Origin of the sequence: Streptomyces showdoensis, assembly GCF_039535475.1 — a bacterium.
In the GTDB taxonomy this organism is placed as follows: domain Bacteria; phylum Actinomycetota; class Actinomycetes; order Streptomycetales; family Streptomycetaceae; genus Streptomyces; species Streptomyces showdoensis.
Genome location: NZ_BAAAXG010000012.1, coordinates 474,712 through 499,860, shown reverse-complemented (window position 1 = coordinate 499,860; position 25,149 = coordinate 474,712). Strand labels below are relative to the sequence as shown.

Sequence of the window (25,149 nt, the reverse complement as noted above, 5' to 3'; positions counted from 1 at the left end):
TGCCGCCGTCGAGTCGACACCACATCACACCGTCGGGGGAAGCCGCACGCGGAGCCGCATCGCCTCCGGAGGGAGCGGAACCCCGCACAGCCGCCGGTCGGGGGCACCTCGCGGAGGTCCCCCGGCAAGGTGACCTGCCGGGGGCCGATTCCGGTCTCGTGCCGTCAGGTGACGGTGATGAAGCGGGCGACGCTCGGCACGCCGTGGCCGTCCAGGGCGAAGAGCATGTAGGTGCCCGGCAGGACCACGCCCTTGTCGGCCGGGAGGGACACCGTGTACGTGTCGGTGCCCGCGGCCGTGGAGGTCAGCGGGACGCGCCGCTGGTCGTTGTCCGTGGAGTGGGTCGCCGCCGCGGCCCGCATCAGGACGAAGGAGGCCACCGGTCCGCCGGTGGCGACGGTGAGCGAGCTGCCGGCGGCGGCGCGGGGCGGCACGCCGCCAGTGATGACGGGACGCGCCTTGGCCGAGCCGTCCGCGTTGAGCAGGTACGGCGGGGTGAACACGGAGCCGTCGGCGTGGTTGGTGGCGCAGTCGCCGCACAGGCCGCCGCCGCCGGAGAAGACCCGGCCGTCGGGCAGCAGGTTGGCCACGCTGTGGTAGTTGCGCGGGATGGCCATGGTGGCGAGCGGGGTGAACCTGCCCGTGGCCGGGTCCCACAGCTCGGGGGTCAGCACGGACGTGGCGTCGCTGAACGGCACGGGGAACGCCTGCCCGCCGAACACGGCGACCTTTCCGTCGGGCAGGACGACGCTGTTGCCGAAGGCGCGGGCGTTCGCCATGTCGCCGGTGCGCGCGGCCCGGACCTGGTCCCCGTCGATGTCGACGGTGTACGCGCGCCGGGTGGCGGGCGTGTTCTGGTAGCCGGGCGAGCCGCCCAGGGTGAGCACCTTGCCGATGTCGTACGGGACGGCGTTGCCGGTCATGGCGTCCGGGCTGTCGGCCCGGTCGCCGGCGGAGGTGATGCTCCCGTCCCCGGTGGTCGTGATCCAGTGCATCCGCTTGCTCGGACCCATCTGGAGCACCTTGCCGCCCGAAGTGGCGTACAGCCACATGTGGTTGTCGGCGCGGTACGGTCCGGCCGGGTCGGCCGTCAGTGCCGGGGCGGCGGGGACGCCGGGGAGCTTGCGCCAGGTGCGAGTGTCCGGGGACCAGACCTCACCGGCCTTGTCGGTGCTCGCGGTCCCGCTCCAGGAGCCGCCGAGGACGAAGGCCTCGCCGGTGGAGAGCAGCGTCATGGCCTGGTAGCCGCGGGCTATGTTCATGCTGGTGGTCGAGGACCAGGCGTCGGTGGCCGGGTCGTAGATGCTCGCCTTGTCCGCGTTGCTGCCGCCGGTGACCAGGACCCGGCCGTCGGCGAGCATCGCTATGCCCGGGCAGAACATGTCGTGGCCGGTGTTGTCGATCCGGCGCTGGGTGACCTTGCCCGTCTTCAGGTCCAGGATCGCGGTCTGGGTGTAGCCGTTGCTGCCGCCGAAGCGGTCGACCGCGTACGCCGACCAGGCCAGGAGCTTGTCGCCGGGCAGGACCGCGGTGGCCACCGGGACCAGCGGGAAGCCGGTGATCCTGCTCCAGGAGCCGTGGGCCGCGGGGTTGGCCGGTCCGCTCAGGCGTATCTCGGCCGCGGAGGTCCAGGGCCCGCGGTTGCCGGCCTCGCGGGTCAAGGTCAGGCGTATGAAGCGGGCGGTCGTGGCGCGGGTGAAGGTGGCGGTCTTGACGGTGTCGTCGTCGCGCCAGGTGCCCGTGGCGACCGCCGCGCCGTAGGTGGTGCCGTCGGTGCTGGTGGTGACGGTGTACGCGCCCGCGCGGCCGTTCGGGCTGTCCCTGCGGGGCTGGTAGACCAGGGCCGAGACGACCGCCGTGCGGTGCATGTCGAGGGTGATGCTGTGCGGCAGCGGGGCCGGGGTCCCGGACCACCGGCTGTGCCAGAGGGTGGCGGCGTCCCCGTCGAGGACGTTGGCCGCGCGGCCGTTCTCCTTGGCAGTCTCCTCGTCGCTCGCCGTGGCGGTCCAGCCGGTCCGGGGGAGGTCGACGGTGGCGGCCGGGGTGCCGGGGTCGCCCAGCAGGTTGAGCTCGGCGGCGGAGGTCCACGGGCCGCGCTTGCCGGCCTCGGTGGAGGCGGTGAGCCGGACGAACCGCGCGCCCTGCGGGGCGAATCCGAGTGTCTTGGCGGAGGCGTCGTCCGCGAGGGTACCGGTGGCGACCGGAGAGCCCCAGGTGCGCCCGTCGGTGCTCACGCTGATGCTGTACTCGCCGATCCGCCCGTTGGCCTTGTTGTCGGTGCGGGGCTGGTAGATGAGCCCCGAGACCACCGTCGTGCGGTGCATGTCGAGGGTGATGCTGTGCGGCAGCGGGGCCGGGGTGCCCTTCCACCTGCTGTGCCAGAGGGTGGTCGCCTTGCCGTCGAGGACGTTGGCCGCGCGGCCGTTCTCGCCGACGGTCTCCTCGTCGCTGGCCGTGGCGGTCCATCCGGTCCGGGACAGGACCGGGGCCGCCGGCTCCATGGCGTTCGCCGGGGCCAGGCCGTGGTGCGGCGACTGCTGCGCCGTCCGCTGGTTGAACGGCACGGCCGCCGTGGGGGTCGGCGCCGGGCCGCCCGGCCCCGGGCTCGCGACGCCGAGCCACGGGGTGACTCCGACGAGCAGCGAGCCGAGGCCGAAGCCTATGAGGAGAGGGGAACGGCGCAACGCTCGGGCACGGGCGTGGACGCGTCTGGGCTGCAAGCGGACCTCCTGGGCGAGCCGTGAGCAGACGTACGGGCCCCTAGAAGATACGGGCAACGCGGTCCAAAACAACCGTGGGGTGACGGAGTTGACGCGAAGCGCGTCCGGGCGGCGGTCTCCCCGCCTCGGCCGTCCTCGGCCGGAGCCGGGACACCGGTCAGGCGGAGTGGCTCCTGATCCTGGCGAGGAGATGGACGATGCGCTGCTGCGCCGCCTCGTCGCCGCCGCCGCGGACGTGCGCGGCGGGCTCGGCGGCGAGGGCGTACGGACGGGAGCGGGCGGCCTTCCGGTCGCGGTGCGCGCCGACCGCGGCGCCGATGATCCAGGAGCCGGCGACCGGGATCTGGACGGCCTCCGGCGGCCGGGAGTGCGCGAGGTACGGCACCGCGGGGGCGGGCGGGGGCGCGGGCGCGAGAGGGATCCGGATGACGTAGGTGAGGCCGGGACCCCCGGGGTGTTCCCGCGCGGTGAGGTCGCCGCCGTGGGCGTCGACGATCCGCTGCGCGACGAGTACGTGGGCGGGGTCGTTGACCGCCCGGGGGCCGGAGATCTCGAGGTGCAGCCGGTCGCCCCGCAGCGCCGCCGTGATGACCACGGTGTCGTCCGCGCGGGAGGCGGCCCCGGCGTACGGGTGGGTCGCGCCCGTGGAGGTGACTCCGGACGCGTCGGCGATCAGGTGGGCCAGGGCGGTCGACGCGCGCACGGGATCGAGCGCGACGACCACGGGCGGCGCGTGCACGGCGAACCGCGTCCGGTGCGCCCCGGTGAGCTCGGAGGCCTTGTCGATGCCCGCGGTCACGATGGTGCCCAGGGTGGTGGGGTGCCGGGTGACGGCGGCCGTCGTCGCCGCTTCCCGCCGACGGGGCTCCGGACGGCGCACGTCCGGCGGCCCCGTCCGCTCCGGGCCGAACCCGGCCAGGGCGGCGGTCAGCTGCGCGCAGCGGGAGGCGAGGGCGTCGTACCGCTGCACCAGTTCCTCGCGCTCGGCGGTGTGCCGCGCGACCAGTTCCTCGTACGGCCTGCGGTCGGTGAAGGTCATGACGGCGCCGACCAGCCGCTCCCCGTCCCGTACCGGCGCGGTGGTCAGGTCGACCAGCACCCCCTCGCCGGCCTTCGCCCACAGCACCTGGCCGCGAACGCGGTGTTTGCGGCCGGACCTGAGGGTGTCGGCGAGCGGCGACTCGGCGTACGGGAAGGGGCTGCCGTCGGCGCGCCGCGCGAGGATCAGGGCGTGCAGCTCGGCGCCGTCGAACTCGTCGGCGCGGTAGCCGAGGATCTGCCCGGCGGCCGGATTGACGAGGACCACGCGCCCTTCGGTGTCGGTGCCGACGACGCCCTCGTCCGCGGCACGCAGGATCATCTCGGTCTGGCGCCGGAACCGGGCGAGCTCGGCCTCCGCGTCGAGGGTGCCGGTGAGGTCCCGTACCACCAGCATGAGCAGTTCGTCGCCGGTGCGGCTCCGGTTCGGGTCACCCTCGCTCCCCTCCTCCAGGCCGGCGCAGGTGAACTCGGCCGGGAACTCGCTGCCGTCGGTGCGGCGGGCGATCATCCGGGTGGGCTCGGTGCGGCCCCGCTCGTCGGCGGCCGCGGCGCGGCGCGGCGGGCCGGGGATCAGGCGCAGGTCGAAGGACGGCAGCAGGTCGAGCACCCCGCACCCGATGAGCGTGGTGCCGGGCGTCTCGAACATGCCCAGGGCGATCGTGTTGGCGTTGACGACCGTGCCGTCGCGGTTGACGAGCACGAGACCGTCGGGGAGGGCGTCGAGTATGGCGGAGAGGCGGGCAGTGCCTCGGGGGAAGGACAGGACCATGGCGACGTTTCCTTTCCGGGCCTTGGAACCGGCAGGGGCCGTGCGGTGCCGGGCGGTCGGGACGCCCGGACCTGCGCGGTGATGAGGGGAGGCCTAGCGGTGATGCGGTGAGCTGCTGGAACCTAACCATCCGGTGATGGCATATAGGAGCCGCGGAAGCGCCGGCCGGCGTTTCTTAAGAGACCCTTGAGGTCGCGATCAGGCGGGGATGAGACGGGAGTCGCGGTGCCGTCCCATGGCATGAAGAGGTGTCACATCCGTTGCCTCATATGACACATGCGACGAACACCTGTGTCATACTTCTTCTGCGTGCCCGAGGAATTCCGGTCTTCCTGGAACACCTCCGCCTCCGCCCTCCGCCCCCGCTGAAGGGTGGGCGTCACCGGCACGCACCCACACGGCGCGGACGGTCCGGTCTCCCCCGTTCGGTCGTCCGCGCCGTGTACCTCCCAGCCTCTCGCGCTCCCCGCCGAACCCTCCCGCCTCCCGGCGTCCACTACGCCGTCAGGGAGCGGTGCCGGCCGGTGGGCCGCAGGGCGGCCGCGGACGTCTCTTCCGCGCCGGCCACCACCTCGTCCTGGACGGCCGAGGGCAGCTCCAGGACGTAGGTGCTGCCGCTGACGCCCGGCGCCCGATGGGTGCGCAGCGTCCCTCCGTGGGCGGTGGCGATGTCCTGGACGACGTCGAAGTGCTCCGGCGCGCCGCCGTTGTAGGGGCCGCGCACCTCGATGCGCAGGAGGCTGCGCTGGTGGAGGGCCGCGACGAAGACGTGGTGCGGGCCGGGTGCCGCCGGTTCGGCGTCGGTGTGGATCACGTCGGCTATCAGCCGGCCGACGGCCGTCGTCATGTCCTCGGGGTCCACATGGACGAAGAACCTCGGGGCGTGGACCGAGAACTGCACCCGGCTCGGCCCCGCGAAGGCCGCCGCGGCCCGTACCCCCGCCTGCACCACGTCGTCGATGGGCACGGTGCGGCGCCGCGGTCCCACCGGCGTGCTGTCGTGCGGGTACGGCTGGGACCGGGTGTCCACGAGGGCCATCGTCATGCGGACGTCGGCGGCCAGGGATTCGAGGCTTCCGGTCGCCTCGGGCCACAGCGCGCGGGAGCCGTCGTCCACGAGCCGGCCCAGCTCGGCGTGGAGGTGGTGGAGCGCCGTCGTCAGCGGGCCGGAGAGGAATTCGGTGAGCTCGCGGGTGCGGTCCACGGCCCGGTCGGTGCGCTGCTGCTGCCGTTCGAGTTCGGCCTTGTGGTTGCGGAGGCAGCGGAGCTGCGCGGCGACGTACTCGTCGGCGAGGTTCTCGTAGGGGCGGCGGTCGGTGAGCGCGACGACGGCACCGACGTTCCGGCCGTCCTCGGTGACCGGATGGACGGAGACGTCCGCCGCCAGGCGGGTGCCGTCGCCCGTCCTCAGTTCCTGCGCGGGGATCCTGCTCGCCCGTCCGTCGCTCAGCGCCCGGGCCAGCGGCGCGTCCTCCTCGTCCAGCGGCTCGCCGTCGTGCCCGACGGACGTGAGGACGGAGAGCAGTTCGCGTCCGCCGAGTTCGGCGGCCCTTCCGCCGAGCAGACGGGCCGCGGTCGGGTTGACCAGGTTGATCCTGCCCTCCGCGTCGGTCCCGATCAGCGCCTCGTCGGCGGTCCGGAGCACGGCCTCCGCCTGGAGGAGGGAGCGCGACAGCGCCGCCCGGGCGTCCTCGTCCGGCGTCAGGTCCCGGAGGGAGACGACCAGGGCGGAGCCGTAGGGGAGGCCCTCGTGCCGGGCGTGCCGGTCCAGCCGCACGATCCCGGTCTCGGCGGCGAAGCTCCGGCCGTCGGCGGCCCGGGCCGTGGTCCGGAGCCGGGCCGCGGGCGGGCCCGCGGAGGACTCGGGGTCCGCCGGAAGGCGGGTCAGGTTCCAGTCGAAGGACGGCAGGAAGTCCAGCACGCCCCGCCCCTCGACCGCGTGCCGTTCGCGTCCGAGCAGGGTGGCCGCCGCCAGGTTCGCCCTGACCACGGTCCCGTTGTCGTCGACGACCAGCACGGCGTCCGGAATGACGTCCAGCACGTGCTCGTGGGGCCGGGCCCGGACGCGCACCGCCGCCCCCTCGACGAGGGAAAGCACCGCATGGCTGTTCTCGAAGTTCACCGCTGATTTCTTCCTGCCTGTCAGGCCGTCCCTGGACTCTCACACGTCTTCGGGGCAGGGCATGAGCGGCGGCGGGCTTCCCGCCCGCGTTCCCCGGCATCCGTGCGAGCCGCGCCGGCGCCCGGCCACTGCCGGTCATATGCCCTGTGCCACCGCCACATGGAAACACAGGAGAAGCAGCCGCATATGTCTTCGCGTCCACGCTTAGGACTTCGTTAAGGAAGACGTCGATAGTGCCATCAAATCCCGGGAGCGCGGGACAGACGCAAGACATATGTCATGTAGAGTCCGCCGGGGCCTTGCGGGGCCTGACACATATCCACTTCACCAACGGCCAGGGAACATTCATGCAGGGCACGATCGACGGCTACAGCTACGGGCTGATCACTCCGGTCGCGGGATACATCATGGCCTGCCTCGGCTCCGCGCTGGGGCTGCGGTGCACGGTCCGGTCGGTGCGCAGCGGGCGCAGGATGCCGGGGTGGCTCGCCCTGGGGGCGGCGTCGATCGGATGCGGCATCTGGACCATGCACTTCATCGGAATGCTCGGCTTCAAGGTGCGCGAGACCGCGATCGGCTACGACGGGCCGCTGACCCTGGCGAGCCTGCTGTTCGCGGTGGTCTCCGTGGGTGTCGGCGTCAGCGCCGTCGTCTACCGGGGCACCCGCCTCCCCGTCCTGCTGACCGCGGGCCTCTTCACCGGCCTGGGCGTGGCCGGCATGCACTACACGGGCATGGCCGCCATGCAGATGGAGGGCACCGTACGGTACGACCCGACGACCGTCGCCGTCTCCGTGCTGATCGCGGTGGTGGCCGCGACCGCGGCGCTCTGGGCCGCGGTCTCGGTCCGGGGCCTGTCGGCCGCGATCGGCGCGAGCCTGGTCATGGGGGTGGCGGTGACCGGCATGCACTACACGGGCATGGCCGCCTTCTCCGTGCAGCTCCACACCCACACGACGGCCGCCGCCGGGACGGGGTCGACCGCGGTCGTCCTGCCGACGCTGGTCGGAGCGCTGGCCTTCCTCATCGTGGCCGGGACGATCGTGGTCTTCGACCCCCTGCTGATCCTGGGCGACGACGAGGCCGACATCGACCGGCGCGTGCCGAGCGCCCGCCGCTGACCGACCGCGGCCGGTCACCCCGCGCCCGCTTCCCGGTGGTTCCACCGGTCGAAGCGGGCATTTTCGTTTACATTGCAATTTCTTAGATCGAAATTGGTCGTACGGCCAATAATGCTCCCCGTATGGCATGCCCGCGATCGAAAACCGAGTATGTGAAGACGATGCCTTAGAGTGGTCGTCGGCTTACCCGGCAGCAGGCACAGCGACGTGTCGCGACTCAGCGCCCTCGCGTCGACGCAGCTCGGGCGGGGCCTGGGGCGAGCCCGCCGTCGCGCGACACCGCTGATGCGAGCCCTCTCCCGAGGAACGGAGAGCGGCCGGCGGAATAGCGGACGGCGGAATAGCGACGGGGCGGCGTCATGCGCCTCCGACTCCATTCGACGAAGAGAGAAGCATGCCGGGAGAAACGGAACTCACGTCCGCTTACAGCAGCAAGGTCGCCGAGGATCTCGAGCGCAATGTGGCGGAACAGGAGCGCATCCGCGCCGAGCTGGCCCGCCTGACGGCGGAACTCGACGGCCTGATGCACGACCACGGCGTTCTGCTCAACCTTCAGCAGGCCCTTCAGGCGGGCGCCCAGGGCGCCGGCCGCCAGGTTCCCCGGCAGAAGGCCGGGAAGGCCGCGAAGGACGGAAAGAGTTCCGGGGCCGGAAAGGTCACGCTCGTCGAGCTGATCCGCCATTACCTGGCCACGAGCAGCACGCCCTGTTCCGCGACCGAGGTGACGACCGCGCTCAGCGAGCGGCACCGCGACCGGCACATCCAGACCACCGTCGTGCGCACGTCCCTGGAGAACCTCGTCGCCAAGGGGCACGCCCACCGCAGCAAGCAGGGGTCCTCCGTCTTCTACACCGCGGCGGCGCCCGCGCGGTGACCGGTGCCGTCGTCGGCCCTCCCGCTTCTCGGGGACCCCGGCACATGCCATCTTAGGGTGCCGATGTGCGTGGGTGGGGTTAACTGTTGCTTTCTGATGCCTTAAAGATAGTTAACCGGGCGGGACGCGGCACCGTGCGCGGCCGACCCCGGAAAAGACCGGAGGCCGTTCCAGATCTCTCTGAAACGGCCTCCGGTTGACGACTCTTTCGAGTCGGGACGACAGGATTTGAACCTGCGACCCCTTGACCCCCAGTCAAGTGCGCTACCAAGCTGCGCCACGTCCCGGTGCCCGACCGCCCCGGGTCTGTCCCCCGCGGCTGCGTGCAAGAGAACATTACCTCACTTCACGGGGTGGATCACCACACGGGGTGTCACCGGATGGGGGCGGCGGAGAATGAGGGCATGGACAGGGATCGGGACGGGGACGGGCGGGCGCGGAGCGCCCGGCCGCGGGACGGGCTCGGGCGGCCGTTGCCGTACGGGGCCACCGGGGTGGCGCGGCAGCCGGAGGGGGTCGTGCGGGCGCCGGGCGAGACGGTGCGGGAGGCGCAGCGGCTGCTGGACGCCGGGATGCCGTTCCACGCGCACGAGGTGTTCGAGGACGCCTGGAAGTCGGGTCCGGGCCGGGAGCGGGATCTGTGGCAGGGGCTCGCCCAGCTCGCGGTGGGGCTGACGCACGCGGCGCGCGGCAACGCGACCGGGGGCGCGCGGCTGCTGCGACGCGGGGCGGAGCGGGTCGCCGGGTACGCGGACGGCCCCGGGGCCGTGACGTACGGACTCGACGTCGCCGGGGTGGTGGCGTGGGGCCGGGAGCTGGCCGCCCGGGTGGAGACGGCCGGCGCCCCGGTGCCGGACGCCGCGGCGGAGGCGCCGCGGCTGCTGCCGCTCAGCGGGTGAGGAGCAGCTCCTCGGGCGAGCGGTGGATGAGGGTCGGCCGCATCACCGGCGGAGGGCCGTCGGCCAGGCGGAGTTCGGGCAGTCGACGGGTCAACGCCTCCAGGGTGGAGCGGAGTTGGAGGCGGGCCAGCTGGGATCCCGGGCAGCCGTGCGGGCCGTGGCCGAAGGCGAGGTGGCGGGGCTGCGGGTGGGGGCGGGTGATGTCGAAGGCGTCGGGTTCCCGGTGGCGGGCCGGGTCCCGGTTCCCGGCGCCGTACGCGACGAAGACGGTCGCCCCGGCGGGCAGTTCGGTGCCGGCCAGGACGACGGGGCGGGTGGTGGTGCGGCGGAAGCCCTGGACGGCCGTGTCGTAGCGGGCGGCCTCCTCGACGGCGGCGGGCACGAGCTCGGGCCGGGTGCGCAGCAGCCGCCACTGGTCGGGGTGGCGCAGGAGGTGGAGGACCGTCCCGCCGATCAGCGCGGTGGTGGTGAGGTGGCCCGCGATGAGCAGGTTCTGCAGGTTGGAGACGAGTTCGCAGCGCTGGTCGGGGGTGAGCTCGCGCGGTCCCGGGCCGAGCCCCGCGTCGGGCGCCAACGCGCCGACCATGGTGCTGATGAGGTCGTCCCGGGGCCGGGCCCGCCGGTCGCGGGCGTAGCCGTCGAGGAGCTGCTGGAGGCCGAGGACGTCCTCGGCCGCGGCGACCTGTTCCTCCTCCGGGAGCGGCCGGAAGAGCAGTCGTTCCGCGCTGTACGAGCCGTGCACGGCGGCGGGCACGTCGGCCGGATCGAGGCCGAGCAGCCTGCCGATGACGGCGCCGGGCAGGCGGCGCGCGTAGTGGGCCATGAGGTCGGCCCGGCCGTGTGCGGCGAGGGTGTCGGCGAAGGCGGCCGCGAGGGCGTCCGCCTCTCGGCGGATGTACGGGGTGAGGGCGGCCGTACGGGCGGCCGACAGGCCGCTGTTGAGCGGCGCGCGGTGGCGGCGGTGGGCCGGGCCGTCCGTGGAGACGACGGTCGGCCGGGCCGCGAAGCCCTTCGCGAGCACCGCGAGCGCGGCGGGCGAGGGCAGCACGTCCGGGCGCAGCGCCTGCGCCGACGAGAAGTCCTGCGGCCGCAGCAGCACCTCCCGGATGTCGGCGTCGCGCGCCACCAGCCAGGCGTCGAGGGCGGGCACGAAGGTCAGGCCCTCGGCGCGCCGGGCCCGGGCGTAGAGGGGGTACGGGTCGCGCTGGAGCGCGTCGAGCACGGCGTGCCGTTCCCGCTGGGCCTGGCCCTGGTCGGGGGTCGGGTCCACGTGGTGCCTCCTCGCGGTCGGGGTGCGGGGTGGGACGTCCACTGTCGTACGGGCCGCCGTGCGGCGCCGCCCGGTCCGGCGCGCCGCCCCCGTGCGGGTGCGGTGCGCCGCCGCACCGGTGCGGCAGGCCCTGGCGCCCATGGTGCCGGGGGCACGGCCCGGTGGCCAGGGGGCCACCGGGAGGTGGCGTGAACGGCTCGGACGTGCGACGGGCCGCGGCGGGTCGCGGGACGGGGCAGGTCGCGGGACGGGGCAGGTCGCGGGACGGGGCAGGTCGCGGGACGGGGCAGGTCGCGGGACGGGGCGGGTCGCGGGACGGGGCGGGTCGCGGGACGGGGCAGGGACGGGGTGGGGAAGGGGTGAGGGTGCGGCACGGGCGCCCCTGACGCCCCTACGCTGCCACCGGCCGGTGGGACCGCCGTCCCGGCCCGGCCCGGTCCGCGTCCGCGGCCGGACCGGCCTCAGCCCCGGTGCTCCTCCAGCGCCTCCACCAGCACCGACGTATGGCTCCCCGTCGGGTCCTTCACGGCGGTCAGCAGGGTCACCGGGCCCTCCTCGGTCCGGGCGCGCAGGGAGGCGAGGGCCTCGGCGGCGGCCGGTTCGGCGAGTTCGCGGGCGTAGCGGCGGCGGAACTCCTCGTACTCCCCTTCCGGGCCGTGGTACCAGCGGCGCAGTTCGGCGGAGGGGGTGAGGGCCTTGGGCCACTCGTCGACGTGGGCGTCGGCCTTGGCGAGGCCGCGGGGCCAGAGGCGGTCGACGAGCACCCGGAGTCCGTCGTCCGGCTCGGGCCGCTCGTAGATCCGCCGCACGCGGACGCGGGGGGCGGATGAGGTGTCGGGCATGGGTTCAGGGTGCCGGACGGCCGGGGGGTTCACACCTCGGACGGGTCGCCGGGCGCGGACCGCACCCGGAGGGCCGGCAGCAGGACCGCGTCCACGAAGAGGCGCAGGGTGTCCGGGTCGGCGAAGCGGTCCTCGAAGAGGCGCTCGATGCGGAGCATGCCGAGGAAACTGGGGGCGACGAAGCCGATGGCGGGGTTGTCCGCCTCGATCTCGCCGCGTTCGACGGCCCGCCGCAGCATCGCGTCGAGGGCGGCGACCTCCGGCTCGATGACGGTCTCGCGCAGGGCCGCGCGCAGGTCGGGGTGCTGGATGTAGGCCTGGCTGACGGCCTCCATCAGCTCCGCGTCGCGGTCGCGGCGGGAGGCGGCGACGCCCGCGGCCTCCCGCAGGTCGCCCACGAGGGAGCCGGTGTCGATGCCGGTGAAGACGGCGCAGCGGCGCTTGTCGAGGGCGGCGGTGACGAGCCGGGGCTTGGTGCCCCACTGACGGTAGAGCGTGGCCTTGCCGCACTTGGTGCGGGCCGCGACCCCCTCCATGGTGACGGAGTCGTAGCCGCCCTCGCGGAGCAGGCAGATGACGGCCTCGTAGAGCTCCGTCTCCCGCTCGGGAGTGAGCTTGCCCCGCCTCGCGGCGGCGGCGGTCGCGGCCTGCGTGGACATCGATTTCCTCCCGGACACCCCGTACCCAGCGGACAGCTGTCTCCGCACAACTCTGCACATACGAGAGTAGGGGGTGCACAATCGAGACGCAAACGTATCGATACGCTTGCGTCTCGATGAATTCGGATCTAGAGTTCCTCCGTTTGCTGTCCGAATTGACGGAAAAAGGGGGCCACGCCATGGCTGCCGGGATACGCGGGATACGGAGACCACGTCCTGCCGGACCGGGGATGGCGGCTACCCCCAGACCGCCCCTCGTGCGCGAGCTGCTGCTCGTCACGGCGCTCTTCCTCGTCTACAAGTTCGGCCGGCTCTTCGCGAACGGGCACGAGACCCGCGCCTTCCACAACGCCGACCGGGTGTGGGACTTCGAGCGCGCGGTGCACCTCCCGGGCGAGGGAACGATCCAGCAGCTGCTGCTGCACGGCGAGGGCCTGGTCCGGGCCGCCAACACGTACTACGCGGCCGTGCACTTCCCGGCCACCCTCGCCTTCCTGGCCTGGCTCTACTGGCGCCGGCCCGCCCACTACGTCTGGTCGCGCCGGGTCCTCGCCCTGCTGACCGCCGCCGCGCTCGCCCTGCACCTGCTGCTGCCGCTCGCGCCGCCGCGCATGCTCGCCGAGAGCGGCCTGATCGACACCGCCCGGATCTACGGGCCCTCCGTGTACGGCGCGACGCCCGAGGCCGACTCGATGGCGAACCAGTTCGCCGCGATGCCCTCCCTGCACTTCGGCTGGGCGCTGATGCTCGCGATCGGGCTGATCGCCGCGACCTCCTCGCGGTGGCGCGTGCTGTGGCTGCTGCACCCGCTGCTCACCCTGCTCGTGATCGTCGGCACCGCCAACCACTACTGGTTCGACGCCCTCGCCGCCGCCGTCCTGCTCGCGCTCGCGCTGCTCGCCGTGCCCGCGCCCGGCCGGGCGGCCGGACCGAGCCCCCTCGCCCCGCTCACCCCCGTCACCGCCGGAGCCCTGCGATGAACCCCGCCGCCGGGACCGCCGTCGCGATCCTCCTCTCGCTCGTCTCCGCCGCCGGGTACGCCCTGGCCGCCGTCGCCCAGTCGCGGCTCGCCTCCGCCTCCGCCGGCGGCCCCGGCGCGCTGCGCCGGCTGCTCGCCCGCCCCCAGTGGTGGTGGGCGGTCGGCCTGAACGCCGCCGGCGCCCTCGCCCACGTGGCCGCGCTGCACTACGGGCCGCTCACCCTGGTCCAGCCGCTGGGCGCCCTGACGCTCGTCGCCGCCCTGCCGATCGGCGCGTACGGCGCGCACCGGCGGGTCACCCGCGCGGAGTGGCGCGGGGCGATGTGGACCCTGGTGGGCCTGGTGGGCCTGGTGGCCGTGACCGGGCCCGCCGCCCCCGGCGAGGCGCTGAACCTGCGCGAGGCCCTCGTCGTCACGGCGGCCACGATGCTCCTCATCGGACTGCTCGCCTCCCGCTCGCGCGCCCACGAGGGGACCGCCTCGCGGCGGCGGGGCCTGGGCCACGCCACCGCGTCCGGGATGGCCTCCGGGGTGGGCTCGGCCCTCACCCAGACCCTGACCTCGGCGCTCGCCCGCGACCTGCCCGGCGGGCCGGCCGGCTGGTGGCAGACGGCGCTGCTCGCGGTGCTGATCGCCGCGTTCGCGGTGGGCGGGCTGCTGCTGTCCCAGGCCGCCTACCGGGGCGGGCTCGCCGCGCCGCTCGCGGTCGTCAACCTCTCCAACCCGGCCGCCGCCGCCGTCATCGGCGTCGCCCTGCTGGGCGAGACCTTCCGCGCGGGCGCCTGGGGCTGGGTGGTCGCCGCCGCCGCGTCGCTGGTGGCGGCCCGCGGTGTCGTCCTCCTGACGACGGGCCTGGGGACGGAGACCGGCCCCGGGACGGCGACGGACGCGACCGGTGGCCCGGGCCCCGTGCCGCCCACCCGCAGCGCGTCCACCCCGCGCGAAGCCGGCCTCGCGACCGACCTCCCGGCCACGCCCGTACCCGTACCCGTTCCCGTGACCACGCCCGTATCCGTACCCGTGACCACGCCCGTACCCGTACCCGTACCGGAGCCTGTCCGCTGAGCGGCGTCTCCCTTCAGCCCCGCCCTTCCCGCCCTTCCCGCCCTTCCCCCCTCCCCATCGCGTCATCTTGACGACAAGAGACCGGGACCCCTATCGTCACACTGACGACAAGGGGAGGTCCTCCATGGCCGACATCACCCGGCGGGCCGGCTGGCGCCATCTGCGCTCCGCGCCCACCGCCCACATCCGCCACCACCGCGGCGGCCGGATCGTCCACGACGGGGCGGGACTCAGCTTCTGGTTCCGCGCGCTCTCCGCGGCCCTCTCCGAGGTGCCGGTGGACGACCGCGAACTCGCGATGGCCTTCCACGCCCGCACGGCCGACTTCCAGGACGTGAGCGTCCAGTCCACCGTCACGTACCGGATCGCCGACCCCGGCGCCGCCGCCACCCGGCTCGACTTCTCCGTCGACCCGGACACCGGCGTCTGGCGCGGCACCCCGCTGGAGCAGATCGCCGGGCTGCTCACCGAGAGCGCCCAGCAGCACGCCCTGGACGTGCTCGCCCGCATCCCGCTGGCCGAGGCACTGGTCGACGGGGTCACGGCGGTACGGGAGCGGATGGCGGCCGGACTGGCCGCCGAACCGCGGCTCCCGGACACCGGCATCGAGGTGGTGGCCGTCAGGGTGGTGGCCCTGCGCCCGGAGCCCGAGGTCGAGCGCGCGCTGCGCACCCCGGCCCGCGAGCAGATCCAGCAGGAGGCCGACCGGGCCACCTACGAGCGGCGGGCCGTCGCCGTGGAGCGCGAGCGGGCCATCGCCGAGAACGAGCTGGCCAGCAAGATCGAGCTGGCCCGGCAGGAGGAGCGGCTGGTCGACCAGCGGGGCATCAACGCGCGGCGCGAGGCGGAGGAGAGCGCCGCCGCCGACGCCGTACGGGCCGAGGCCGAGGCGGCCCGCACCGTCCGGCTGGCCCGGGCGGAGGCGGAGGCCGCGCGCGAGGTCGGCGCGGCGCGCGCCGAGGCGCAGACCGCCTGGCTGCGGGCGCACGCGGACGTCCCGGCGGCGACGCTGCACGCCCTCGCCGCGACCCGGGCGGCCGAGCAGCTGCCCCGGATCGAGCACCTCACGCTGTCGCCGGACGTCCTCACCGGGCTGCTCGCCCGGCTGGGCGGAGGTGCGGGCGCGTGAGCCTGGCCCCGCGCGCGGTGCTCGTCCACCGCACCACGGAGTACCAGGAGCTGCTCGCCCGGCACGGGACGCACGGGCAGGCCGCGTTCTTCCTGGCCGGGCGGGGCCGCTCCGTCGAGGAGGTGCACGAGCGCCACGAGCGGACCGTCCGGGCGCTCGCCGAGGTGGCCGCCGCCGTGCCGCTGCGGTGGCGGCGGGCCCGGGTCGAGCGGGCCGACCTCGACCGCTTCCTCTTCGGCCCCGAGGACGTGGTCGTGGTGGTCGGGCAGGACGGCCTGGTGGCCAACGCGGCCAAGTACCTGTCCGGCCAGCCGGTGGTGGGGATCGACGTCGACCCGGGGCGCAACCCGGGGGTCCTGGTCCGCCACCGCCCGGCCGACGCCCGCCGGCTGCTGCCGTCCGCCACGGGGGTGCGGACGGCGGTGGACGGCCTCACCATGGCCGAGGCCGTCACGGACGACGGGCAGCGGCTGCTCGCGCTCAACGAGGTGTACGTCGGCGCGCCCGGTCACCAGACCGCGCGCTACACGCTCCAGGCGCCGGCGGGACCGGCCGAGCGGCAGGCCTCCTCGGGCGTCATCGTCGGCACCGGCACGGGCGCGACGGGCTGGCTGCGCTCCCTCTGGCACCAGCGCTCCAGCACCGTACCGCTGCCCGCCCCGACCGCGCCGGGCCTCGCCTGGTCGGTGCGCGAGGCCTGGCCCTCGCCGGCCTCCGGGACGGGGCGGGTGGAGGGGCTGCTCGGGGCCGGGGACACCCTGCGGCTCGTGGTCGAGTCGGACCGGCTGGTGGCGTTCGGGGACGGGATGGAGGCGGATGCCCTGGAGCTGACCTGGGGCCAGTCCGTACGGGTCGGGATCGCGGAGGCGGCACTGCGGCTGGTGGGGTGAACCGGCGGTCGCGAAGCCGCCTGGCCGGCGGTCGTCCGCCCGGCGGGCGTCCGGGGTTTCCGGTCCGGGTGCCCGGCGGGACGTCCGGGGTTTCCGGTGCGGTTGCCCGGCGGGCTCCGGACGGCTCCGGACAACCTGACGGCTCCGGACAACCTGACGGCTTCTGACGGCTCCTGACGGCTTCGCAGGGAGTCGGCCGGAAAGCGACGGCGGTACGTCAGAGGGCGTTCGCCCGCCGCTATGCTCGGCGGCTCCCCTCTCCCGCTCTCGCCGTGATCCGCCCGTGCTCCACCGCAGCTCCACCGAAGGGACCCCCATGACCCTGCAGATCTCCCGGGCCTCGCTCCAGGACTGGGCGCTGGTGCGCGACTGGGCGGCCGACGAGGGGTGGAACCCCGGGGTGTCCGACGCTCCCGCCTTCTTCGCGCAGGACCCGGAGGGGTTCTTCCTGGGGCGGATCGACGGGGAGCCGGTCTCGGCGATCTCGGTCGTCAACTACGACGACTCCTATTCCTTCCTGGGGTTCTACCTGGTCCGTCCCGACCGGCGCGGTCTCGGCCACGGCCTGGCGACCTGGCGGGCCGCGCTCGCGCACGCGGGCGGGCGGACCGTCGGGCTCGACGGGGTGCCGGCCCAGCAGGACAACTACCGCCGGTCCGGCTTCGCCCCCGCCTACCGGACCGCCCGCTTCGTGGGCGAAGTCCCCGCGCCCGAGGGGGCGGTGGCCGGGGTGGTGCCCGTGGACCGGGTGGAGCCGGCCGCCCTCGCCGCGTACGACGCCACCTGCCACCCGGCCGAGCGCCCGCGCTTCCTGGCCGCCTGGCTCGCGACGCCGGGCCACCGCGCGCTGGTCCGGCTGACCGACGGGCGCGTCACGGGCTACGGCGTGGTCCGGCCCGCCGAGCAGGAGGCCCGGATCGGGCCCCTCTTCGCCGACACCCCCGCCGACGCGGCGGCGCTCCTGGACGCCCTCGCGGCGGAGGCCCGTTCGTTCGGTTCGGAGCGGATCGCCGTCGACGTGCCGGAGGCCAATCCGGCGGCGGCCCGGCTCGCCGGGGAGCGGGGCCTGGAGCCGACCTTCGAGACGGCCCGGATGTACACGGGGCCGATCCGCCCGGTCGCACGGGACCGGGTGTTCGGGGTCACCACCCTCGAACTCGGCTGACCCGGAGGCCGGGTGGGCGGCGGCACCCCGCGTCCGCCGCCCGCCCCGCACCCGGGACGCCCCGCCCCCGCACGACCGCACACCCTGCCCGTTCCGCCGGCCTCGCACCTTCAGGCCACTCGGCGCACTCGGCCGGATCGGCCTATCCGGCGCATCCAGCACATCCGGCACATCCGGCCCATCCCGCCCGCCCGGCCGACGCATCGGGCCGTCCCTCGGGGCCGACCCTCACCGCTCCCCCGGGCACCCCTCGCCCGCTCCGGCGCCCCTCCCCACGCACCGGGCATCCGCCCCCACGCCCGCGCTCCGCCGGGCCGCGGCCCCGCAAACCTCTCGGCTCCCCCTTCTCCCCGAGCCGCTCCCCCGCCCTCCCCCCTCCCTCCCCCGAGGGGTGACAAGGGTTTTCCCCGTATCGAGTTCACCTCGGCGTTCCCTACTGTCTGCCGCACCGGCGGATTCCTCCCCTCTCCGTACCTGTCAGGTGCATGAGAAGGGTGGCTGATGTCCGCCGGGGACGGCCTTGACCCGGGCCGTCGCGCCGGTGGCGGCGCACGGGCCCCCACGCCCAGGGAGACGACGGTCGCGACCCCACTTCGCCCCGCGTGTCCCGCGCCGCCGCCACTGCTCCACTCACGTCGTACTCGAAAGGGCCACACCTTGAACGGTTCCAGGCGGAGAGTCATATCCGTGGTCGTCGCGAGCGCCGCGATCCTCGGCGCCGCTGCCACCACCACCGGGGCGTTCGCCGCCGTCCCGGCCGCTGCCACCCCGAAGCCGGTCCCGGCTTCCCAGTCGATGGCCGCGCTGCCCAGCGCCCCGGTCGACAAGGTCATCGTGACCTACAAGTCCTCGTCCGCCGAGGCCGGCTCGAACACGGCCGCCAAGACCGACGCGGCCGACAAGGCCGCCGAGACCGGCGAGAAGCTCTCCTTCGAGCGCCGCCTGGCCGGCGGTGCCGCGCTGGTGGACCTGGGCGGTTCCGCCACCAAGCAGGACGTCGCCGAGGTCATGGCCGCCTTCCGCGCCGACCCGCAGGTCGCCTCCGTGGAGCCGGACATCCGCGCGTACGCCATGGCGGTCACGCCGAACGACACCGACTACGCGAAGCAGTGGGACCTCTTCGAGCCCACCGGCGGCATGAACGTGCCCACCGCCTGGGACAAGACGACCGGCTCGGGCGTCACCGTCGCCGTCATCGACACCGGCTACGCGGCCCACTCGGACCTGGCGACCAACGTCGTCTCGGGTTACGACTTCATCTCCACCTCCGCCGACGCCCGCGACGGCAACGGCCGTGACGCGGACTCGAAGGACGAGGGCGACTGGAACGCCACGGACGGCGAGTGCGGCACCGGCTCCAAGGCCTCCAACTCCTCCTGGCACGGCACCCACGTGGCCGGCACCATCGCCGCGGTGACCAACAACACCAAGGGCATCGCGGGCATCGCGTACAACGCGAAGATCCAGCCCGTGCGCGTCCTCGGCAAGTGCGGCGGCTCCTCCTCGGACATCGCCGACGCGATCACCTGGGCCTCCGGCGGCACCGTGCCGGGCGTCCCGGCCAACCCGACCCCGGCCAAGGTCATCAACATGAGCCTGGGCGGCGCCAGCGCCACCTGCCCGAGCGTCTACCAGAACGCGATCAACGGCGCCGTCTCGCGCGGCACCACCGTCGTCGTCGCCGCGGGCAACAGCAACGCCGACGCGTCCGGCTTCACCCCCGCGAACTGCTCGGGCGTCATCACCGTGGCGTCGACCAGCCGTGAGGGCAACCGGTCCTTCTACTCCAACTACGGTTCCATCGTGGACGTGGCGGCCCCCGGCGGCGAGACCCGCCGCGCGACCGACACCCCCGGCACCGTGACCACGCCCGAGAACGGCATCTACTCCACGCTGAACTCCGGCACCACCGTGCAGTCGGCCGAGAACTACAAGCCCTACCAGGGCACCTCGATGGCCGCCCCGCACATCGCCGGCCTCGCCGCGCTCCTGAAGTCGGCCAAGTCGACGCTGACCCCGGCCCAGATCGAGTCGGCGATCAAGACCAACGCCCGCCCGCTGCCCGGCACCTGCACCGGCGGCTGCGGCACCGGCATCGCGGACGCCGCCAAGACGGTCGACGCGGTCACCACCACCCCGCCGGCCGGCACCGTCTTCACCAACGCGACCGACGTCACCATCGCGGACAACGCCACGGTGAGCTCCTCGATCGCCGTCACCGGCCGCACCGGCAACGCCCCGGCCGCCCTGAAGGTCGACGTGGACATCAAGCACACCTGGCGCGGTGACCTGGTCATCGACCTGGTCGCCCCCGACGGCACCGTGCGCAACCTGAAGGCCTCCTCCTCGTCCGACAGCGCGGACAACGTGCTGGCGACCTACACGGTCGACGCGTCCAGCGAGGTCGCCAACGGCACCTGGAAGCTCCAGGTCCGCGATGTGGCCTCGGGTGACACCGGCTACATCGACTCGTGGAGCCTGACCTTCTAAATCACTCGGGTTCTTTTCAGAATCACCCCCCACACCAGCATCACCGCTGGTCAGCGAAGCGCCCGTGGTCTACACCACGGGCGCTTCCTGGTGCCGGTGACGGACCGTCGACCGGAGCCCGCTGTCCGTATGCCGGACATGGGGCCTGGACTGGGGCGACAGGCTCCGTATTCTCTGCGCAACGGGGCTCACGGGCCGGGTCCCGCGGGCCGGAGGGTGGTGGAAGCATGACGACAGCGCCACCGGCGCCGCCCGTCGGCCGGGAGGAACTCCTCGCCCGCCTGGAACGCGTGCTGCAGTCACGGGGCCGGGCGCTGCTCACCGGGCCGGCCGGAGTCGGCAAGACCGAGGTCGCCCTGGCCGCGGCGGCCCGCGCGGAGGCACGCGGCGAGACCGTGCTGTGGCTGGCCACCCTCCCCGCCGACCGCGACATACCCGGCGCGGCCGCGGCCGCCCTGGTGGCCTCGGTCGCGGCCACCGTCAGCTGGCCCGCTCCCGCCGGGGCGGAGGCGGCGCCCGGCCCCCTGCCCGGCACACCGTCCGGCACCGACGAGGACGCCGGGCTCCCGGAGCCGCGCCTCCCCCTGCACGACGGCTCCACTCCCGCGTACGGAACCGCGCTCGCCGGCCTCCCGGCGGCCGCCCCCGGTCCGCTCGGCGCCTCCCCGTCCGGCGTGTTCGACGCGCTGCCGGGCCCGCAGCGGACCGCCGTCGCCATGCTCTGCCGCGAGGCCCCGCTGCACGACGGCGGCTGGGACCCGATCGCGCTGCGGCTCGGGATCGCCCGGATCCTGCGGGCGCTCACCGCCTGCGGCCCCGCGCTGCTCGTCGTCGACGGCGTGCAGCACATCGACCCCGACAGCGCCGATCTGCTCCGGTTCGCCCTGCACCTGGCGCCGCCCGCGCTGCGGGTGGTCTCGGTGGAGACGCCGGAGGCGTACGAGGCGTACGGCACGCAGGACCCGCACGACACGCACCTGTGGGTGCCGTCCGAGGCGGACGTGCTGCTCGTGCCGCCGCTGCACGCCGACGAGATCGCCGAACTCCTCATCCACCACCGGCTGCCCTCGCGGATGGCCGGGCGCATCCACAAGGCGAGCGGCGGCAATCCGCGCCTCGCGCTCGCCGTGGGCCGTTCGCTCGCCGACGCCCGTACGCCGGTGCACCACGCGGAGGCGCTCACGCTGTCCGGCCGGGCCCGGGACTTGGCCCGGCAACTGCTGGGAGCCGCACCGCCGGACGTGCGCGAGACGCTGCTCCTGGCGGCGCTCGCCCTGCGCCCCACGGCGGCGCTGGTCCGCCGCGCCGGGCGCCCCAACGCGGAGGCGGACCTGGCGGCGGCGGAGCGGGCCGGACTGGTGTCGCTCGCCGAGGACGGCACGGTCGCGTTCACCGCCGGGCTGCTGCCCTCCACCCTGGTGCACGACGCCTGCTGGGCGGAGCGCAGCGCGGGGCACGCGGCCTTGGCGCAGGTCGTCGACGACCCGGTCGAGGCGGTGCGGCACCGGGCGCTCGCCACCGACGCCCCGGACGAGGAGCTGGCCGCCGCGGTCGGGGCGGCGGCGGACCTGGCCCGCGGGCGCGGCAACCGCGGACTGGCCGCCGAACTCGCCCTGCTGGCCGCCGAGTCGACGCCCGGGCAGTACGGACCGCGGCGGATCGCCCGGCTGGTCGACGCCGCCGAGGAGGCGGCCCGCGCGGCGCGCGCCGATCTCGCCATGCGGGCGGCGACGGACCTGCTGGCCCGCGACGCCGGGCCCGCCGACCGGGTGCGGGCGCGGCTCGCCGTCCTGGACACGGCCGGGCAGGGCCTGACCGGGCTCGACGAGATGTACGTGCACGCCATGGAGGACTCCGAGGGCGACACCGCGCTGCGGGCGGCGGTGCAGCTCCGGCTCGCCGTCAAGTACGTGCTGGCGGACGGCGATCCGCTGCGCTCGCGGGCCGCGGCGATGGAGTCGGCCGCGCTCGCCGCCTCGATGGGCGATCCGCGGACGGCGGCGCAGGCCCTGACCGTGCAGGCGCGGATGGAGCGGGCGCTGGGCTCCTCGGACGCGGACGGGGTGCTGGCGCAGGCGCGGGCGCTGGAGACGGCCGAGCGGCCGGCCGGGATCCGCAACGCGGCCCAGATCCTGACCATCCGTCACGCCCTTTTCGACGGGCGGCTCGTGGACGCCCGGGACCAGCTGAACGCGCTGCTCCCGCTGGTGCAGCGGCGCGGCTCCGTCGAGGACACCATCGAGCTGCTCAGCACGCTGGCGGAGATCGAGTCCCGGCTGGGGCCCTGCTCCGCGGCGCTGGCGCACGCGGGCCAGTCGCTGGCGCTCACCCTGGAGGCGGGCCTGTCCCCCGGGCCGGCGTGGTACGCCCTCGCGCTCGCGGAGACCGCCGGGGGCAGTTTCGGCCGGGCGGCGAGCTATGCCCGGCGCAGCGTCCAGGCCTCGGAGGAGGAGGGCGACCGGGTCTTCCTCTCCCGCAGCCTGTACGCGCTGGGCCGGGTCCAGTTGGTCAACGGGGACGTCGCCGCCGCGCTGGAGACGCTGCGCCGGGTGGAGGCGAACGAGCGCGCCCAGTCCACGGTCGACCCGTCGATGCTGCGCTGGCACGAGGAGCTGGCGGAGGCGCTGCTCGCGCACGACGCCGTCGAGGAGGCCGCGGCGGTCCTCGCGGAGGTGCGGCCGGTGGCGGAGCGGCTCGGGCGGACCTCGGTGCTGCTGGGCTGCGACCGGGCGTACGCGCTGTGCCTGGCGGCGGAGGGCCGGACGGACGAGGCGGCCGAGCTGCTCACCCGTACGGCGGAGCGCTTCGCCCGGGCGGGGCTGCCGCTGGAGCGGGGCCGGGCGCTGGTGGCGCTGGCCCGGGTCGAGCGCAGGCGCCGGCGCCGGTCGGCGGCGCAGGGCGCGCTGCAGGCGGCGGCCGGGGTGTTCGAGCGGGCCGGGGCGGCGCCGTGGCTCGCGCTGACGAGCGAGACGCCGGCCGGCCCGGTGGGTGAGGCCCCGGTGGGCGAGGAGGCGCTTCCCGCGCTGTCCTCGCTGACCGAGGCGGAGCTGCGCCTGGCCCGGCTGGTCGGGCAGGGGGCCAGCAACCAGGAGGCGGCGGCGAAGCTGTATCTGAGCGTGAAGACGGTGGAGGCGCGGCTGACGCGGATCTACCAGAAGCTGGACGTGCGCTCGCGCGCCCAGCTGGCGACCGCGCTCCGGCCGTGACCCCCGGGGGCCCGGGGGGCGGCCCGGGCCGTGCTCAGACCGTGAGGGGTTTCTGGCCCAGGAACGCCTCCGTGGGTGAGCCGGTCGTGTAGAGGTTGGGGCTCTGGCTGGGCGGCAGCTTGCCCTGGATCGCCCGGTGGAAGGTGCGGTAGTCGCCCTTGAAGGCGCCGTCGCGCCAGACGTCGAGGAGCGCCTCGGTGAAGGCTCCGTTGACGTCCCCGTCGGCGGCGACCTGGTTGTCCTGGCAGGCGGAGACGAGGATGACCGGGGGTCCCGCGCCATTGCCCGAGGCCGCCGCCTTGGCGAGCGAGCGCTGGAGCTCGTCGTAGAAGTCCCGGTCGCGCTCGTAGAGCTCGATCTGCTTGGGCTCGGGCACGTAGCGCCCGGCGCCGTCCGCCGCGCCCGGCAGCTCGATGCTGGTGCCGCTGTGGCAGCAGTCGAAGAAGGTGATGATGCGGACGCCGTCGTCGAAGCGCAGGAACTCCTGGTGGACCTCGTCGTCGAGGAACTGGCGGTCGTAGAAGACGAGGGTCTCGTCGCGCTTGTCGGGTTCGTGGTCCCCGCCGGTCACGTCCGGGACCTGGCCGCCGTGGCCCGAGTAGCTGAAGAGCAGGATGTCGCCGCCCGCGAGCTTGTCGGCCGCCTCGCGCAGCGCGGCGGTGATCCGGTCGACGGTGCCCTCCTCGGTGAGCAGGACGGTGGGCGAGAAGCCGGCGGCGGTGGCGATCCTCGCCATGTCGCGGGCGTCGTTCTCGCAGGCCACGAGGGTGCCGTCCCAGCCGTCGTAGCGGTCGGGATCGACTCTGTTCAGTCCGACGTGCAGGGAGAGTCCGGTGGGCATGGTGGTGCCTCCTTGGACGGGGCGAGGGGGCACCGGGGGGGCGTCTGTTCGAGTGCCTGCGGGGCCGGTGCCGTGGGCAGCCCTCCCCCGCGCGGTACTTACATCGTATGAACCCAAGCGATTCCCGGCACGACCGGCTCGACGACCGCCCCGGTTACGACGAGGCCTTCCTGGGTCCCGTGGTGCCCCTTCCGCTGCCGGTGCGCGCCTCCGTCGAGACCGTGGTCCTGCCGTACACGCACTTCAGCGTCGTCTTCCGGCCCGACCGGCGGCTCGCCGCCTCGACCGGCGTCTGCATCGAGGGGGCCCGGCTCCTGGAGGACGTCCCCCGCGAGGACGTCTGGCTGTTCGACCCGCGGCTGCCGCAGGAGCAGCAGACCGGGGACGACGTCTACCGCAACAACAGCCTGGACCGGGGGACACCTGGTCCGGCGGCTCGACCCGGTGTGGGGCGCGGCGGGCGAGGCGGACGCGGCGAACACGGACACCTTCCACTTCACCAACGCGGCGCCGCAGGCGGACGTGTTCAACCAGGGCAAGCAGCTGTGGCAGGGCCTGGAGAACTACCTGCTGGACCACGCGGCCGAGTACGACCGGAAGCTGGTGGTGCTCACCGGGCCGGTGCTCCAGGACTCCGACCCGCCGTACCGGGGCATCCAGGTGCCGCTGCGGTTCTGGAAGGTGGCCGCCTTCATGCAGGACGGGGCGCTGGCCTCGACCGCGTACGTGCTCGACCAGAGCCCCGACCTCAGCAGGGACGCGGAGCGGGCGCTGGCCGGGGCGACGGCGGGCGCGCCGCCGCCGCTGGGGCCGTACCGCACGTACCAGGTGCCGGTCTCGGACGTCGCGGAGATCACGGAGCTGGAGTTCGGGCCGCTGCCGGACGTCGACCTGATGCCGCCGACCCGGTCGCCGGAGGAGCGCTGGCGCCGGCTGGAGAGCTTCGAGGACATCGTGATGCAGGGCTGAGCGCGCCCCGGACGCCCCGGGCCCGGCAGCGATTGCGGCGCCGCGGGGCCGGGGAGAGGATGGCAGGGAAGTCCGTCCTCATTCGGCGCAAGGACGGC

15 protein-coding genes, 1 tRNA gene and 3 pseudogenes are annotated in these 25,149 nt (G+C 74.6%); 11 read left to right on the top strand and 8 right to left on the bottom strand.

What is annotated here, in order from left to right; translation table 11 throughout:
* Positions 1–164 precede the first annotated feature (164 nt).
* From ABD981_RS08950 to ABD981_RS08940, 3 genes and pseudogenes are all read right to left on the bottom strand, one after another.
* Positions 165–2,720 (bottom strand): galactose oxidase family protein, encoded by a 2,556-nt coding sequence (locus tag ABD981_RS08950; protein WP_240495322.1) that lies wholly within the window; start codon positions 2,718–2,720, stop codon positions 165–167.
* Positions 2,721–3,234: 514 nt separating this feature from the next.
* Positions 3,235–4,530, bottom strand: a pseudogene (locus tag ABD981_RS38780) (PAS domain-containing protein); the annotation flags it as partial.
* Between the two features lie 496 nt (positions 4,531–5,026).
* Positions 5,027–6,652 (bottom strand): PAS domain-containing protein, encoded by a 1,626-nt coding sequence (locus ABD981_RS08940; protein ID WP_046909442.1) that lies wholly within the window; start codon positions 6,650–6,652, stop codon positions 5,027–5,029.
* 347 nt (positions 6,653–6,999) lie between these two features.
* On the opposite strand from ABD981_RS08940, the pseudogene ABD981_RS08935 reads away from it, so the two are divergent.
* Positions 7,000–7,770 (top strand): annotated as a pseudogene (locus tag ABD981_RS08935) (MHYT domain-containing protein); the annotation flags it as partial.
* A 397-nt stretch (positions 7,771–8,167) separates the two neighbouring features.
* Positions 8,168–8,647, top strand: coding sequence for a BlaI/MecI/CopY family transcriptional regulator (locus ABD981_RS08930; protein WP_046909444.1), 480 nt, complete (start codon positions 8,168–8,170; stop codon positions 8,645–8,647).
* A 213-nt stretch (positions 8,648–8,860) separates the two neighbouring features.
* Here ABD981_RS08930 and ABD981_RS08925 read toward each other — a convergent pair.
* Positions 8,861–8,934, bottom strand: a tRNA-Pro gene (locus ABD981_RS08925).
* A gap of 117 nt (positions 8,935–9,051) precedes the next feature.
* Here ABD981_RS08925 and ABD981_RS08920 point away from each other — a divergent pair.
* Positions 9,052–9,546, top strand: a complete 495-nt coding sequence (locus tag ABD981_RS08920; protein WP_240495323.1) for a DUF309 domain-containing protein — start codon at positions 9,052–9,054, stop codon at positions 9,544–9,546.
* Here ABD981_RS08920 and ABD981_RS08915 read toward each other — a convergent pair.
* The 3 genes from ABD981_RS08915 to ABD981_RS08905 all read right to left on the bottom strand — a co-directional run bounded on the left by ABD981_RS08915 (position 9,536) and on the right by ABD981_RS08905 (position 12,317).
* Positions 9,536–10,816, bottom strand: coding sequence for a cytochrome P450 (locus ABD981_RS08915; RefSeq protein WP_046909446.1), 1,281 nt, complete (start codon positions 10,814–10,816; stop codon positions 9,536–9,538). The two genes, ABD981_RS08920 and ABD981_RS08915, sit on opposite strands and share 11 nt — an antisense overlap.
* Positions 10,817–11,277: 461 nt before the next feature.
* On the bottom strand, positions 11,278–11,658 hold the full coding sequence (locus ABD981_RS08910; protein WP_046909447.1) for a DUF488 domain-containing protein: 381 nt from the start codon (positions 11,656–11,658) through the stop codon (positions 11,278–11,280).
* A gap of 29 nt (positions 11,659–11,687) precedes the next feature.
* Positions 11,688–12,317, bottom strand: a complete 630-nt coding sequence (locus ABD981_RS08905; protein WP_046909448.1) for a TetR/AcrR family transcriptional regulator — start codon at positions 12,315–12,317, stop codon at positions 11,688–11,690.
* A 230-nt stretch (positions 12,318–12,547) separates the two neighbouring features.
* Between ABD981_RS08905 and ABD981_RS08900 the strand changes: the two genes are divergently transcribed.
* The 7 genes from ABD981_RS08900 (at position 12,548) to ABD981_RS08870 (ending at position 23,241) form a co-directional block, all read left to right on the top strand.
* Positions 12,548–13,297, top strand: coding sequence for a phosphatase PAP2 family protein (locus ABD981_RS08900; RefSeq protein WP_123954732.1), 750 nt, complete (start codon positions 12,548–12,550; stop codon positions 13,295–13,297).
* Positions 13,294–14,361 (top strand): DMT family transporter, encoded by a 1,068-nt coding sequence (locus tag ABD981_RS08895; RefSeq protein ID WP_046909450.1) that lies wholly within the window; start codon positions 13,294–13,296, stop codon positions 14,359–14,361. Before ABD981_RS08900 ends, ABD981_RS08895 begins: the two co-directional genes overlap by 4 nt.
* Positions 14,362–14,485: 124 nt before the next feature.
* Complete coding sequence (locus tag ABD981_RS08890; protein WP_046909451.1) at positions 14,486–15,490, top strand: SPFH domain-containing protein; 1,005 nt, start codon at positions 14,486–14,488, stop codon at positions 15,488–15,490.
* Positions 15,487–16,380: an NAD(+)/NADH kinase gene (locus ABD981_RS08885; protein ID WP_046909452.1), complete on the top strand. Its 894-nt coding sequence runs from the start codon at positions 15,487–15,489 to the stop codon at positions 16,378–16,380. The genes ABD981_RS08890 and ABD981_RS08885 overlap by 4 nt, the downstream gene beginning before the upstream one ends.
* 316 nt (positions 16,381–16,696) lie before the next feature.
* Positions 16,697–17,545: a GNAT family N-acetyltransferase gene (locus ABD981_RS08880; RefSeq protein ID WP_046909453.1), complete on the top strand. Its 849-nt coding sequence runs from the start codon at positions 16,697–16,699 to the stop codon at positions 17,543–17,545.
* 795 nt (positions 17,546–18,340) lie between these two features.
* Positions 18,341–20,035 carry a S8 family serine peptidase gene (locus ABD981_RS08875; protein ID WP_046909474.1) on the top strand — a complete coding sequence of 565 codons (1,695 nt, stop codon included), beginning with the start codon at positions 18,341–18,343 and terminating at the stop codon, positions 20,033–20,035.
* Between the two features lie 227 nt (positions 20,036–20,262).
* Complete coding sequence (locus ABD981_RS08870; protein ID WP_046909454.1) at positions 20,263–23,241, top strand: helix-turn-helix transcriptional regulator; 2,979 nt, start codon at positions 20,263–20,265, stop codon at positions 23,239–23,241.
* A gap of 34 nt (positions 23,242–23,275) precedes the next feature.
* On the opposite strand, the gene ABD981_RS08865 is transcribed toward ABD981_RS08870, so the two are convergent.
* Positions 23,276–24,082, bottom strand: a complete 807-nt coding sequence (locus tag ABD981_RS08865; protein ID WP_046909455.1) for a caspase family protein — start codon at positions 24,080–24,082, stop codon at positions 23,276–23,278.
* 107 nt (positions 24,083–24,189) lie between these two features.
* Between ABD981_RS08865 and ABD981_RS08855 the strand changes: the two are divergent.
* Positions 24,190–25,051, top strand: a pseudogene (locus ABD981_RS08855) (DNA/RNA non-specific endonuclease).
* Positions 25,052–25,149 lie beyond the last annotated feature (98 nt).